Genomic DNA, 14,145 nt, shown 5'->3' on the forward strand with positions numbered 1-14,145 from the left:
TGGTGAAAGACTGATTGTGGACAAGGAGATTCCCCCATTGGTTGAAACATGTCCGCATTGCGCGGATCGGACGGGGGAACCGAAGCAAAGCCTATGCCACTTTCATAAGGCAATGAATTTAAATAAGATTATTTCTTACTCGTTCAATGGATGGTTGAAATCGCGCAGCGGAACAGGCCATGCTGCTATCTCCGCAGCAGCATGGCCGGTGCTCAGACGAGAAGGATATAGGCGGCCCCGATGCCCGCGCAGGCGCCCAGGACGGGCAGCACGCCGATCTTGAACCGGAACACCGCAATCACCGCGCCCGCCGACAGCAGCACGGCGGGAATATTGACGCTGGACAGCACGGGCAGGTCGATCCCGCCGATCCGCTGGACCTGCCGGAAGAGCGTATGAATGGCGAACCAGATGGCGAGGTTCAGGATTACGCCCACCACGGCCGCCGTGATCGCCGTCAGCGCCGCCGACAGCGCCGGGTTGCCGCGCAGACGTTCGATGAAGGGCGCGCCGGCGAAGATCCACAGGAAGCAGGGAATGAACGTCACCCAGGTGGTGAGGATCGCGCCCAGCGTCGCGGCAACCAGCGGGTGCAGCATGCCGGAGTCGCGAAACGCTGCCAGGAAACCCACGAACTGCGTCACCATGATCAGCGGCCCCGGCGTCGTTTCCGCCATGCCCAGCCCGTCCAGCATTTCGCCGGGTTGGAGCCAGCCGAAGGTGCCGACCGCCTCCTGCGCGACATAGGCGAGCACGGCATAGGCGCCGCCGAAGGTGACGACCGCCATCTGGCTGAAGAAACTGGCGATATGGGTGAATATATTATCCGGCCCCAGCGTCAGGAACAGGGCCAGCACCGGCCCCAGCCACAGCAGCAGAAACAGCGCCGAGATACGCAGCGACCAGCCGAGATGGGGGCGGGCGTGGTCGGGCAACTGCTCGCCCAGCGCCGTGTCGCGATCATGGATGACATGGCCGCCCGCCGGGCCATGACCGCCCCCACCCTGAAACACCGCCAGACCGCTGCGTCCTCCGATGAAGCCGATGAGGCCCGCCGCCAGCACGATCAGCGGGAACGGCGCGCCCAGGAAGAAGATCGCCACGAACGCCGCGGCGGCGATCCCGCGCATCGCATCATTCTTCAATGCCCGCGATCCGACCCGGACCACCGCCTGCATCACGATGGCCAGCACCGCCGCCTTCAGGCCGAAGAACAGCCCTTCGATGATCGGCACATGGCCCAGCAACACATAGATGTAACTAAGGCCCAATATGGCGAGAAAACCCGGCAGCACGAACAATATGCCCGCGATCATCCCGCCCTTCGTCTTGTGCAGGAGCCAGCCGATATAGATGGCGAGCTGCTGCGCCTCCGGCCCCGGCAGCAACATGCAATAGTTGAGCGCATGGAGGAATCGCTCTTCCCCGATCCAGCGCTTTTCCTCGACCAATAGCCGGTGCATCACGGCGATCTGTCCGGCCGGTCCGCCGAAGCTGAGCGCCGCGATCCGCGCCCACAGGCGCGTCGCTTCGCCCAAGGAAATGCCGTGATGCCCGTCGTAAGATGGGACCGCGGGGGTGGAGGATGCGCTTGCCGTCATCGATCCGTCCTTCTGTTGCTGAAAAAGGCATGGAACTGGTTGAGCGCATCGCTCGCCATGGCGATGCGCTGGAGGTCGTCGTCGGTCGAGGCGCAGACGCCGGACAATATGGCGCCCAGGCCCGGGGTTTCCAGGCGTGCGAATCTGCCGTCCGCGATGTCGAGGTCATGGATGATCTCACCGATTGCGACCAGGGCCGGGTCGTCCAGAAGGCCTGCTCGCAGCAGCAAGGTTTCGAAGCTGCACCGGTCGCCTTCATGGGTGAATTCGGCGTCGGCCATGTCGAAGCGCAATTCACCCTCCGCCGGATCGTAACGGCGGCTGTCGACGAATTTGAAGCGAGCCTCCGGGTCGATGAAGCGGCGGATCAGCCATGCGCAGGCGATGCGATCGACATGGACGCCGCTGCGCGTCACCCAGATTCGGTTGGTAAGATCGGTCGCTTCGGTTGCGGCGGCCGGATCGGTGCGGCTGACGTCCGGATGTTGGTAGCGTTGCCGATCCAGTTCCGCGAGTGCAGCTTCGGCCTGCTGCCGCCCCGGCGCGCCGAAGAAGTCGAGCCGCCCGACATCCTCCAGCCGCTTCTGCAAGCGGGCGATGTCCGGTCCGCTGGCGGGCCCTGTTTCCAGCAGGCGGCGGGCGGCCTGGGCGATCTCCTCATAATCCGTGCGCCGCGCTGCATCGAACAGGGCGCGGACGTCGCCGTCGGACAGGCCGGCCAGCAATCGCGCTTCGATCAGCGTCGCTTCGCCGCCATTGTCGACGATCTCCGCCATAAGGCTGTTGAAGGCGGCGGCGCTTTCCCCCGAACAAGGAAGCACATGGACCGCATTTTTAAGCGGCACCGCGCCGATGGCTTGCAGGCGGCGCCAGATCTTCACCCGCAGATAAGGGGGCTTGGCGGGAAGTTGATGCAGCAATGCGAGCCATGGGGTGGCGTCGGTCATGGTCATGATGCATATGTATCAATGAAGATGATTCGAAGAAACAGGAATATCAATGATCCGGACTTCTCCCTTGGCGATGGCAAGCGCGGCGGCAATCGCCTTCGTCGGAGCGCGGCCTGCTCATGCGCAGGATGACGGTCTTGCCTTAAACGGCAGCGTGCGCCTGCGGGTTGAGGAGATTGAGGGGCAGGCGCGCGCAGGGTTCGACCGCAAGGACAGCCTGTTCAACATCCGCACACAGCTCATGGCCGAATACCGTTCGGGCGCGTTCAGGGCCGGGGCGGAGCTGTTCGACAGCAGGGCCTATGGCGCCGACGCGGGCACGCCGATCTCCACCAATGAAATCAATGCGATGGAGCTCGTTCAGGCCTATGTCGCGGGGGACATCGATGAACCGCTGGGCAAGGGCAGCAAGCTTGGCCTGATGGCCGGGCGATTCATGTTGAACCTGGGTTCCCGCCGGCTCGTCGCTGCGGACGATTATCGCAACACCACCAATGGCTATACCGGCCTGCGGGCCGACCTGACCGCGCCGCGCGGGGTGAAGGCGGTCTTCATCTATACCCTGCCGCAGCAGCGGCGGCCGGACGATGCGGAGGGTGTCCGCAACAAGCGGGTGAGGTTCGATCATGAGGGCTTCGATCTGGTGCTGTGGGGCGGCATCGTCAGCAAGGCCAAAGCGATCGGCCCGGCCATGGCGGAACTCACCTATTTCCACCTGGGCGAACGGGACGAACCGGGGCGGCCGACGCGGGACAGGTCGCTCGACACATTCGGTGGACGCATCATCAGCGAACCGGAAACGGGACGGTTCGACTATGAGGTCGAGGCCTTTTACCAGACGGGCAGCGTCAGCGCGTCTCTCGCGCCCGGCGCGGCACGCCAGTCCGTCGCCGCCAGCTTCCTGCACGTCGATGCCGGTTACAGCTTCAGCGGACCCTGGAAGCCCCGCCTGTCGCTGGAATTCGACCGGGCGAGCGGAGACGGGCGGGGAGAGCGCCAGGGCCGCTTCGACACGCTGTTCGGCATGCGCCGGGCGGACCTTGCCCCGGCGGGACTGTACAATGCCCTGGCGCGGACCAATATCGTGACGCCCGGCATCAGGCTGGAGGCGACACCCGACAAGCGGTGGGACTGGTTCGTGACCTATCGCGCCTTGTGGCTGGCGTCGCGGACGGATGCCTTTTCCTCCACGGGGGTGCGGGACGCCAGCGGTCGGTCGGGCAGCTTCGCGGGCCATCAGGTGGAAGGGCGGGTCCGCTACTGGATCGTTCCGTCGCGGCTGCGGTTCGAATTCGACGGGCTGCTGCTGGCCAAGGGGCGGTTCCTGCGGGACGCGCCCAATGCGACGGCAGGGAAGTGGACGCGCTATACCTCCTTCAACCTGACCGCGAGTTTTTAGAGCGCGCTCCAAGCTTTTGTTTTCGCATCGTTTCAAGCGCAAAACCGGTTCCCACTTTTGCGCACGATGCTCCAGGCTCCGGCCTTTGGCGGCATGTGCTGAAGCATGCCTCGCCTCCATTCCCGCGGACTGGTTGCATCTTTTAAAGGATTGCCCGCCCGGTCAGGCTGACGGCGGCCGCCACCAGCGCGGCGAAGAGTGGCAGGGCCGCCCTGACGCCGCCATGGCCCCAGCCAATGACCATGGTCATCATTGCCTTGGCAAGGGTGTTGGCAAGGACGGCACTTCCCAGGATCAGCCCTGCGACATGATCGTCGAGCAGGTCGGGTGGCAGCCCGGCCATGGTCATGACCGCCGCGTCGACGTCCGATATGCCGGTCAGCGTCAGCACGACCGCCATGCCCTGCTGTCCGAAATGCACCAGCGCCCACCGGGCTGCGAGCGACAATCCCGCCACCAGCGCCGCCAGCATGAGCGCCGGCCCGAAGCCGAGCGGGTTGGAAAGCCCCATGCCGTTTCCCGTCCCGCCATGCCGACGCCAGGCCACCAGCGCGAAAGCCACGGCGACAAGCGTTGCGGGCGCCATGGTCAGGGCCAGCGTGGGCAGCGCGCGCGGAATGAGGACGAGTGCCACCAGTTGGACGCGCACGAACATGACGATGGACGCCACCGCTATGCCGGCCGACAACAAGGACCGCGCGCCCGGCTCATCGCGCAGCCGGCGGGCATAGTTGGCGGTCACCGCCGTGGAGGAGACGATCGCTCCCGTCAGCGCCACCAGCAATATGCCCCGGTCTTGGCCGAAGCGGCGCGACACCGCATAGCCCGCGAAGGACAGGCCCATCACGAACACGACGACCATCCAGATGTTCCGGGGGTTCCAGGCGTCATAGGGGCCATAGGCGGCATCGGGCAGCAGCGGCAGGATGATGAGCGCGACCAGCAGGAAGCGCGAGACGCTTTCTATCTCGCTCTCGTCCATGCCCCGCAGCATGGCGTGCATCGATTGCCTTGCGCTCAATATCGCGAAGGTCGCCGCGCCGATGGCCAGACCCAGCGCAGGCGCGATCCGCGTGGCGCAGAAACTTGCGCCGAAGGTCAGCAGCCCGGCGAGCGTTGTGGTGGCAGACAGATGCTCCTGATCGGCGCTGCGCGAATAGCCGACGGTCAATATGGCCGCGACTCCCATGCCCAGCGTGGCCGCGAGGATGTCGGGCGCCAATCCTCCCATCCCGCCCAGCAGGCCGATCAGGCCGAAGGTGCGAAATCCCGCCACCCGGCGGCCTTTGCCGAGTTCCCGCTGGGTCCAGCCGCGCTCAAGCCCCACCAGCAATCCGATGGCGATGGAGGCGATCATCGCCAGATAGGGCTGGCCGATGTCGGGCATGCGTCAGGCGATCCGGGGTGGAACGATCACCGCCGCGCCTTTCACCCTGCCGGTCCGCAGGCGGTGGAGCGCTTCGCCCGCATCGTCCAGCGGAAAGCTTTCCGTCACGATGCGCAGGTCGGTCCGGCCTGCCATTTCGAAGAAGGAGATGCCGTCCTCCCGCGTCAGATTGGCGACGGAGAGCAGCATCCTCTCTTCCCATAGATCCGCATAGGGGAAGGCGGGGATGTCGCTCATATGGATGCCCGCGCACACGACCCTGCCGCCCTTGCGAACGGCCCGCAGTGCGAGGGGCACCAGATCGCCCACGGGTGCGAAGATCAGGGCGGCGTCAAGGGGCGCCGGCGGAACCTGCGACGAGCCGCCTGCCCAGGCGCAGCCAAGCGACCGCGCGAAAGCCTGTCCTTCCTCATCGCCATCCCGGGTGAAGGCGTGGACGGTGCGTCCTTGCGCCTGCGCGACCTGCGCCAGGATATGCGCCGCCGCGCCGAAGCCATAGAGCCCGATGGTCGGCGCATCGCCCGCAAGCCGCAACGCGCGCCAGCCGATCAGGCCGGCGCAGAGCAGTGGGGCGGCCTCCACATCGGAAAAGCGGTCCGGCAGGACGAAGCAGTAGCGGGCATCCGCGATCGCATGGGTGGCATAGCCGCCGTCCCGGGTCGCCCCGGTGAACAGGGGCGCGTCGCAGAGATTTTCCCGGTCCGTCCGGCAATAGGCGCATTGGCCGCATGTATGCCCCAGCCAGGGAATGCCCACCCGCTGGCCAGGGGCGAAGCCGTCCACCTGCGGCCCGACGTCGGCGACGCGGCCGACGATCTCATGTCCCGCTATGATCGGATAATGGGCCGGGATCTCACCGTCCAGCACATGCAGGTCGGTCCGGCACACGCCGCAGGCGGTAACTTCGACCAGCAGTTCCCCAATATCCGGTTCGGGCACGGCGCGGGTGATTTTACGCAGCGGTCGGCCTGGGGCATCGATCTGCATCGCGACCATCTGTTGCATGGAAAGCCTCCCTTGCGCCTTCTTCGTCACCCATAGATCATATCATGACCGAAGGAGTCCGTAGTTATCCTGATGGACGCGCAGACGCCGCCCGTCGAGATTTCTGCCGATCCAGCCATGGCGTCTACAGTCGTGGGCCGCGGCATCGTCGCGCAAGGTCGAGGGAACGGGATCTGATGTCTGCTGTCGAACCGGATCGGAAGAACATCGTGCCGCAAACGGACGCGCCGGCCATCGTCTGGACCTGTCCCATGCATCCGGAAGTGCGGCGGGACCATCCCGGAGCCTGCCCGCTCTGCGGCATGGCGCTGGAGCCTGAGGTTCCCGTTGCCCAGGCAGGCGACGGCGCCGAACTGACCGACATGACCCGCCGTTTCCGCATCAGCCTGCTGCTGGCCATTCCGGTGTTCGTGCTTGAAATGGGCGGGCACCTCTTTCCGCCGCTCCATCACCTGGTTTCCGACCGCCTTTCCATCTGGTTGCAGCTCCTGCTTGCCACGCCGGTGGTGCTGTGGGGCGGCCGGCCCTTTTTCGAAAAGGGATGGCGGTCGCTGCGGACGCGCAAGCTCAACATGTTCACGCTGATCGCGATGGGCACTGGCGTGGCATGGGCCTATAGCATGGTGGGGGCGCTGGCGCCGGGCCTGTTTCCCGAAGCCTTCCGGGAAAAGGGGACCGTTCCGGTCTATTTCGAAGCGGCAGCGGTGATCACCGTGCTGGTGCTGCTTGGCCAATGCCTGGAATTGCGGGCGCGGGAGCGTACTTCCGGTGCGATCAGGGCGCTGCTCGACCTGGCGCCGAAGACAGCCAGGCGTCTGCGCGAGGACGGCAGCGACGAGGAGATGGCGGTGGATCGGGTCATGCCCGGCGACCGGCTGCGCATCCGCCCTGGTGAGAAGGTGCCGGTCGACGCCCTGGTCGAGGAAGGCAGTTCCGCCATCGATGAATCCATGGTGACCGGCGAATCCATGCCCGTCACCAAGACTGCCGGTGACCATGTGATCGGCGGCACGCTCAACCGCAGCGGCCAGCTTGTCGTCCGGGCGGAGAAGGTCGGTCGGGACACCATGCTCGCCCGCATCGTGCGGATGGTCGCGGATGCACAGCGATCCCGCGCGCCGATCCAGCGCCTGGCGGACCAAGTGGCAGGATGGTTCGTCCCTGCCGTGCTGTTGATCGCTGCGGTCGCCTTTGTCGCCTGGGCGATCTGGGGGCCGGAACCGCGCTTCGCCCATGGCCTGATCGTCGCGGTGGCCGTGCTGATCATCGCCTGCCCCTGCGCCCTTGGACTCGCCACGCCCATGTCGATCATGGTGGGCATCGGTCGCGGCGCGGGGCTGGGCGTGCTGATCAAGAATGCCGAAGCGTTGGAACGGATGGAAAAGGTCGACATGCTGGTCGTCGACAAGACCGGCACACTTACGGAGGGCAAGCCGTCGCTCACCGGCATCGTCGCGGCTCCAGGCTTTGAAGAGGATGCGCTGCTTCGGCTCGCCGCCGGGGTGGAGCGGGCGTCCGAGCACCCCCTGGCGCAGGCGATCGTCATTGCCGCGGAGGCGCGGGGATTGGCGCCGCCGCAGGTGGAACAGTTCGATTCCCCCACGGGCAAGGGAGCGGTCGGCATGGTCGAGGGCAAGCGGATATTGCTCGGCAATGCCCGCTTCCTCGAAGAATATGGCGTTCCGGCGGAAGCATTGGCCGGGCAGGCCGATGCCCTGCGCCATGACGGCGCGACCGCCATTTTCATCGGCGTCGACGGGACCGTCGCGGGCATCTTCGCGATTGCCGATGCGGTGAAGCGGACGACGGCGGAGGCGCTGGCTGCGCTGCGGGGGAAGGGCGTCGCCGTCGTGATGCTGACCGGCGACAATCGCACCACGGCGCAGGCGGTCGCCCGGCGGCTGGGGATCGATCAGGTCGAGGCAGAGGTTCTGCCGGACCAGAAAAGCGCCGTGGTCGCCCGGCTCCGGAGCGAGGGCCATGTCGTCGCGATGGCGGGGGACGGCGTGAACGATGCTCCGGCACTGGCGGCCGCCGATGTCGGGATCGCCATGGGGTCGGGTACCGATGTCGCGATCGAAAGCGCCGGAGTGACGCTGCTTCAGGGCGACCTTACCGGCATAGTCCGCGCACGGGCGCTCAGTCAGGCGACCATGTCGAACATCCGTCAGAACCTGTTCTTCGCCTTCATCTACAACGCCGCTGGCGTGCCGATTGCCGCAGGTCTGCTCTATCCTCTGTTCGGCATCCTGCTGTCCCCTGTGATCGCGGCTGCGGCTATGGCTCTGTCGTCGGTCAGCGTCGTCGGCAATGCGCTGCGCCTGAACGGGGTGAGGCTTTAGAAGGGGCTGAACGCATTTTCCCGCGCAAGGCGGGATGCGACGGGCAGCGGCGCATGAAAATTCGTTGCGGAATGAGAATTACTCATTTGTCCGTGGCGGATTTTCACCATCATTTCGTTTCACAAGAAAACTGAGAAATCGGCTGGGCGCAGCGATGCGTCCGGCCTGTCCGTCATGTGGAGAGATGTCGCACTGCGCCCCGTGCGCGGTGCATGCCTGATCGGCCCATAACTGCCCGAAAAGGGCCGAAAGGGAGCCATTTATGCAAAAGTTCTTGTCCGTCCGTCGTGCCGCATTGCTGCTTTCCTGTTGCGTCGGTCTTGTCTCACCCCATGCCTGGGCGCAGGAGCCCGATGCGGATGACGATGCCGGCACAATCACCGTTACCGGCCGCCGCATTTCCCAGTCATCGGAAGCGATCGGTGAGGATAAGGTGAGCAATGTGGTGGCGGTCACGCGTGAGGCCTTGCTGTCGGCGCCCTCCGGTATTTCGGGCCTGAAGATGCTTGAGCAACTGCCCGGCTTCAACGTGCAGACGGACGGCGCTCTCGGCCTCTACGAGTTCGGCAACAGCGTCCAGACCCGTGCCTTCAACCTCGATCAGATCGGTTTCGTGGTGGACGGCATTCCCACGGGACGCAGCGACGCCTTCGGCGGAAGCCCGGTTTTCCGCTATGTCGACAATGAGAATCTGGGCGTTGTGGAAGCCGCCATCGGCGCAGGCGACGTCGGCTTGCCCAGCTATTCGACATTGGGCCCTGTCGTCCAATATAACAGCATCGCGCCGCAGGACGAGATGGGCCTGTTCGTTTCCCAAAGCTTCGGCGACTTCGACATGAAGCGCACCTTCATCCGCGCGAGCACTGGGCGGGTGGGACCGTTCAAGGCCTATGTCAGCCGCACGAAGCTGGACAGCGACCTGTGGCGCGGCCCCGGATCGGTCGACCGCGAACATTGGGAGGCGCAGGTCCATGCCGACCTCGGCGGCGATAGCTGGGCGCGGTTCAAATTCGTGTCGAACGACTTCTTCGACTATGACTCGCCTACCATTTCGCGGGGCCAATATAATTGCACTGTGAAGAGCGTGGTCGGCGCCTGCGGTCGTGACTTCGCCTATATCGAAAATGTGCCCAATACGACCCCCGGCTTTGCGCCGACGGTGCCGGGTGTCTATTACTCCAACTCCAACTATGCCCAAGTTTACAACCTTGCCATCAATGTGCGTAAGGACAAGCTTTATGGCGCTACTTTCCATGCCGGTATTGCAGAAGGCGTCTGGGCGGAATCGACGCTCTATTGGGAAGACAAGGGTGGCTATGGCGTGTCGCCCGACACCTATGCCAATTCGCTTAGCCGCTATAATGGTCAGGTCGCCGTCGGCCTGCCTGTGGTAGCTCCGCGGGGCGTCGAGTTCGGCCGTTCAGGCGTCGGCGGCGACCGCTACGGCATCACGTCCAAGCTGCATTGGGAAATGGGGGTCAACACGATCGAGGCCGGCGTCTGGGCAGAGACCGATAAATATCATCGCACCCAAGCCCGTTATAATACGGTCAACGGCGCTCCCGACGGTGCGCCTCTGCTGAACGAACTGGTCTATCTGCGCCGTGACTATCGGTCGCAGCGCGATACGCTACAGGTCTTCCTGAAGGATACGCTCAAGCTGGCAGATGAGGCGCTGGTGCTCGACTTGGGCTTCAAGGGGCTGATGCTTGACTATAGCTACCGTGGCTATCGCGATTTCGACGATTATTATCGCACCGTCGGTGGGCGTTTCGTCCCAGGCTATGGCGTCAGCTACAACAATGCCCATTACAAGGACATGTTCCTGCCGATGGCCGGTGTGCTCTATAAGCTGGATGGGCGCACGCAGCTCTTCGCATCCTACGCGGAAAACATGGCCCTGCCCAAGGGAATGGACGATATTTATTCCGTCATCCGCCCGCTTGGGGCCCTGGTCCCGCAGCCCGCTCCGGAACGTTCGACCAACATGGAATTCGGCATCCGCACTAATCAGGGCCAGCTTTACGCCTCGCTTGCGGGCTTCTACACGAAGTTCAAGAACCGCATCCAATCGATCACCACGATCCTGCCGGGCAGCGGCGGTGCGGCCACAGAAACCTTCTTCCAGAATGTTGGCCGCGTTCGTGCATATGGCCTGGAGTTCAGTGGCACCTACAAGCCCGCTTTCCTTGATGGTCTTGCCTATGGGAATCTCAACGTCACCTACAACAATGCCAAGTTCAAGGATGACATTCCGGCTGCCACGCCGATCCTGATCGCTGATAAATATATCCCCGACAGCGCAAAATGGATCGTCAGCGGCGGCGTGACGGTTGAGCCGGCAAGCTGGTTGGTCGCCAACATATCCGGCAAATATACCTCTCGTCGCTGGTCGACATTTACCAATGCGGCCGGATCTAGCATACCGGGCTTCACCGTATTCAACGCCTATGTCGACATCGGCGACGGCTGGAGCTTCGGCCCGCTCAAGAGCATCAAGGCACGGCTCAACGTCGATAATATCTTCGATAAAGACAGATTGTCCTTTATCTCCTCTTCCGTGACGGGCGACGGTTTCTTCCGGCCATTGTCCCCACGCACTTTCCAGTTCACCATTTCGGGCGAGATTTGATGCGGAAAAGGATGATGGCGGGGGCGGCGCTGGTGGCGCTGCTCCCCATTGCAGTGCAGGCGCAGGAGGTGCCGAAGAAGGTCTATCAGCTTCACCAGAAAATGCTGACGCTCGACAGTCATCTCGATACGCCTGCCTCGCTCGACCTGCCGGGCTGGTCGATCGAGGAGGAGCATGGGGTTCATAGCGACTATACCCAGGTCGACCTGCCGCGCATGAAGAAGGGCGGCCTCGACGGCGGTTTCTGGGCGATCTACACGCCGCAGGGGCCGTTGACGGAGGAAGGGTTCCGCAAATCGCGCGACTTCGCGCTGCTGCGCGGGGTCTCGATCCGCGAGATGGTCGCGGCGGACCCGGCGAATTTCACGCTGGCGCTGGAGGCCAAGGATGCCGCGCCCATTGCGGCGTCCGGCAAGCGGGTCGTCTTCATGTCCATCGAAAACGCCTACCCGCTGGGCGAGGACGTGTCGCTGCTCAAGACCTTCTACGACATGGGCGTTCGCGTGTCGGGCTTCGCTCATTTCGCGCATAACCAGTTCGCGGACAGTTCGACCGATCCGTCGAAGAAGCCGCGCTATGGCGGCCTCAGCCCACTGGGCAAGGAACTGCTGAAGGAGATGAACCGCCTCGGCATCGTCCCGGATGCGTCGCACAGCAGCGATCAGGTACTGGATGATCTGCTGGCGCTTTCCACCTCGCCGGTGCTGCTGACCCATTCCGGGTGCAAGGCGATTTACGACCATCCGCGCAACATCGACGATGAACATCTGAAGGCGCTGGCCGCAAAGGGCGGGGTGATCCAGATGAACGCCTATGGCGCCTATCTGCGCGCATCCAAGCCCAACCCGCAGCGGCAGGAAGCGCTGAAGGCGCTGTTCGGCCAGTTGCGCGAGGATGCCAAGCTGTCGCCCGAAAAGCGCGCCGAACTGCTGGCGAAGCGGCAGGAGATCGACCGGCTCTATCCGGAGACGGACCGGGCGACCTTCGACGATTTCATGGCGCACATGCTCCATGCGTTGAAGGTGGTGGGGCCGGACCATGTCGGCATCGGGCTGGACTGGGATGGCGGCGGCGGCGTCGTCGGGCTGGAGGATGTGGTCGACCTGCCCCGGATCACCGCCGCCCTGCTCAAGGCGGGCTATAGCGAGGCGGACGTCCAGAAGATCTGGTCCGGCAATGTCCTGAGGGTGCTCGCCGCGGCCGAAGCAGCCAAGGCGCCCTAGAGCCAATGGACATTCAGAAGATGACGAGCCGAAAATGGTGGTTTTTCGTGACTCGAAGCGCAGCCTACTCCAAGTAGGTGAGCACCGGAAGCACGGAAAAGCCTCATTTGCAGGCCGTCAGGGCTGAATGTCGATTGGCTCTAGGGCATTGCCGCAACAGGGGCGGCTCTGACGGCCGTCCCTGTCGTGTGTCGATCATGCCGGCGCAGAGATGGATCGCAAGATTGCGATCACCTGTCGTCGGTCCGGAGGACATAGCCGTTCGCTGTTTTGTCGGCAGGGGCCTGAAGCTGGGCTGCCCTGGATGCCGTCACGGCGCCGACGAAGACATATCCGATGCCGCGGGCGGAACGCAGCGGCAGGGACCGTCCGGTTTCGCGCTCGACCTTGGCGCGCAGCTTGGAGATCAGGACGTCCAGCGCCCGCATGTTTCCGGCGCTTCTGCGGGCATGAAGATGTTGCGCGAGCTGTTCGCGGGGCTGCTCGATGCCGGGATTGTGCATCAGCCGGCTGAGCACGGCGAATTCGGACGTCGACAGGTTTATGCCTTCGTCACTGGGCGCGATGAGGCGCCAGTGCACATGGTCGAGAGTCCAACTGTCATTTTCCTCATCCACACGGGGCGAATGCCGTCCGGCTGCCGCAAAACGCGACATGTTGCGGAGGATGGCCAGCAGTTCGGCCATGTCGAGCGGTTTGGCCAGGACGTGATCGGCTCCCAGTGACAGGGTGAGAAGACGATCGTCCCTGGCCGTCCGCTCGGAAAGAAGGATGATGCCCACCGGCGTCGCGGCGCGGAGAGATTGTATGAGCGAGAGCGTCCGGCTCCAGCCGTCATGATCGTCGACGATCGCCACGTCCACGGAGGCCGCCGCCATCTGCGGCAAGATGCGGTCGCGGGTCATGTGATGCGACAGCGCGATCGAATGCGCTTCCAATTCCTCGCCGAGCAGTTCGGCCAAAGTCGCATCCTGGGTGAAGCTGGCCACGCTCATGAGCGTTTCTCTGGATGGAGTGCTGCATGCCTCATCCCTGGCTAGAGTGAACGCGCGATGGTCGAAGCGCTTGTTCACGCGAAACTCCCTCCAAACTCCTTTTGGGCATCATGACGGGAAAACCGGCATGTCTGTCCGATTTGTGATTTTGCATTGTTTTACAGCAAGTTTTGTCTTTCGCCTACGGGAAAAACCGCCCCCCATTCCGCCTTGGCAGAGCTGTTGCGAGATGTGCGATCCTGGCTCCGCCACATTTTTGTTTGGTACTCGCGATGGCGGGTGTGCGGGTTTTCAAGCGCAACATTGCAGACGGCTACATTCCGAACTCGCCGTAAATGTAAGAGAAAATCTTGATTACCTGACCATCTCACGAAAACTATAGTAAATAAATTGGAAAAATTGTTATAATATTTCAATATCGGATTTATATAAATAAAAAATGAATATGTATAAGGTAATATCTTGAATATAATGCTGAAAAATAAACATATGGTCAATTTTGTAAATAAAAAATAACAATAAGTAATATTAAGTAACATAAAAGTTTTTACTCAACTGTGGTGGAACTTTATATTATCTTTGGAATTCGACCTTCTCTGCAAGGGAGGTAG

The 14,145-nt window shown here is 63.1% G+C and carries 9 protein-coding genes; 4 read left to right on the plus strand and 5 right to left on the minus strand.

All coding sequences use genetic code 11. The features are described from left to right. Positions 1 to 212: 212 nt before the first annotated feature. Both chrA and TZ53_RS16055 read right to left on the minus strand, forming a co-directional pair. Entirely contained in the window at positions 213 to 1,601 is a 1,389-nt protein-coding gene (gene chrA / locus TZ53_RS16050) for a chromate efflux transporter (protein ID WP_044661927.1), read from the minus strand. Beyond that, positions 1,598 to 2,554, minus strand: coding sequence for a chromate resistance protein ChrB domain-containing protein (locus tag TZ53_RS16055; protein ID WP_044661928.1), 957 nt, complete (start codon positions 2,552 to 2,554; stop codon positions 1,598 to 1,600). The genes chrA and TZ53_RS16055 overlap by 4 nt, the downstream gene beginning before the upstream one ends. A 46-nt stretch (positions 2,555 to 2,600) precedes the next feature. Here TZ53_RS16055 and TZ53_RS16060 point away from each other — a divergent pair, with 46 nt between their 5' ends. Further along, positions 2,601 to 3,950, plus strand: a complete 1,350-nt coding sequence (locus TZ53_RS16060) for an alginate export family protein (protein WP_044661929.1) — start codon at positions 2,601 to 2,603, stop codon at positions 3,948 to 3,950. A gap of 142 nt (positions 3,951 to 4,092) precedes the next feature. On the opposite strand, the gene TZ53_RS16065 is transcribed toward TZ53_RS16060, so the two are convergent. Together TZ53_RS16065 and TZ53_RS16070 are read right to left on the minus strand one after the other, a co-directional pair. Further along, positions 4,093 to 5,337 carry an MgtC/SapB family protein gene (locus TZ53_RS16065; RefSeq protein WP_044661930.1) on the minus strand — a complete coding sequence of 415 codons (1,245 nt, stop codon included), beginning with the start codon at positions 5,335 to 5,337 and terminating at the stop codon, positions 4,093 to 4,095. A 3-nt stretch (positions 5,338 to 5,340) separates the two neighbouring features. Further along, positions 5,341 to 6,342, minus strand: coding sequence for a zinc-dependent alcohol dehydrogenase family protein (locus tag TZ53_RS16070; protein WP_349633060.1), 1,002 nt, complete (start codon positions 6,340 to 6,342; stop codon positions 5,341 to 5,343). A gap of 44 nt (positions 6,343 to 6,386) precedes the next feature. Between TZ53_RS16070 and TZ53_RS16075 the strand changes: the two genes are divergently transcribed. From TZ53_RS16075 to TZ53_RS16085, 3 genes are all read left to right on the plus strand, one after another. After that, positions 6,387 to 8,684: a copper-transporting P-type ATPase gene (locus TZ53_RS16075; protein ID WP_083198981.1), complete on the plus strand. Its 2,298-nt coding sequence runs from the start codon at positions 6,387 to 6,389 to the stop codon at positions 8,682 to 8,684. 262 nt (positions 8,685 to 8,946) lie between these two features. Beyond that, positions 8,947 to 11,316 carry a TonB-dependent receptor gene (locus TZ53_RS16080; protein WP_044661931.1) on the plus strand — a complete coding sequence of 790 codons (2,370 nt, stop codon included), beginning with the start codon at positions 8,947 to 8,949 and terminating at the stop codon, positions 11,314 to 11,316. Next, positions 11,316 to 12,539, plus strand: coding sequence for a dipeptidase (locus tag TZ53_RS16085; RefSeq protein WP_044661932.1), 1,224 nt, complete (start codon positions 11,316 to 11,318; stop codon positions 12,537 to 12,539). The genes TZ53_RS16080 and TZ53_RS16085 overlap by 1 nt, the downstream gene beginning before the upstream one ends. Before the next feature lie 230 nt (positions 12,540 to 12,769). Here TZ53_RS16085 and TZ53_RS16090 read toward each other — a convergent pair whose 3' ends face one another. Then, positions 12,770 to 13,612 carry a response regulator transcription factor gene (locus TZ53_RS16090; protein WP_157009829.1) on the minus strand — a complete coding sequence of 281 codons (843 nt, stop codon included), beginning with the start codon at positions 13,610 to 13,612 and terminating at the stop codon, positions 12,770 to 12,772. Positions 13,613 to 14,145 lie beyond the last annotated feature (533 nt).

The organism is Sphingobium sp. YBL2, from assembly GCF_000943805.1.
Classification (GTDB): Bacteria; Pseudomonadota; Alphaproteobacteria; order Sphingomonadales; family Sphingomonadaceae; genus Sphingobium; species Sphingobium fuliginis.

Coding starts and splice junctions, on each gene's coding strand:
- chrA (WP_044661927.1), bottom strand. CDS start 1,601: ATGACGGCAAGCGCATCCTCCACCCCCGCGGTCCCATCTTACGACGGG.
- TZ53_RS16055 (WP_044661928.1), bottom strand. CDS start 2,554: ATGACCATGACCGACGCCACCCCATGGCTCGCATTGCTGCATCAACTT.
- TZ53_RS16060 (WP_044661929.1), top strand. CDS start 2,601: ATGATCCGGACTTCTCCCTTGGCGATGGCAAGCGCGGCGGCAATCGCC.
- TZ53_RS16085 (WP_044661932.1), top strand. CDS start 11,316: ATGCGGAAAAGGATGATGGCGGGGGCGGCGCTGGTGGCGCTGCTCCCC.
- TZ53_RS16080 (WP_044661931.1), top strand. CDS start 8,947: ATGCAAAAGTTCTTGTCCGTCCGTCGTGCCGCATTGCTGCTTTCCTGT.
- TZ53_RS16075 (WP_083198981.1), top strand. CDS start 6,387: ATGACCGAAGGAGTCCGTAGTTATCCTGATGGACGCGCAGACGCCGCC.
- TZ53_RS16065 (WP_044661930.1), bottom strand. CDS start 5,337: ATGCCCGACATCGGCCAGCCCTATCTGGCGATGATCGCCTCCATCGCC.
- TZ53_RS16070 (WP_349633060.1), bottom strand. CDS start 6,342: ATGCAACAGATGGTCGCGATGCAGATCGATGCCCCAGGCCGACCGCTG.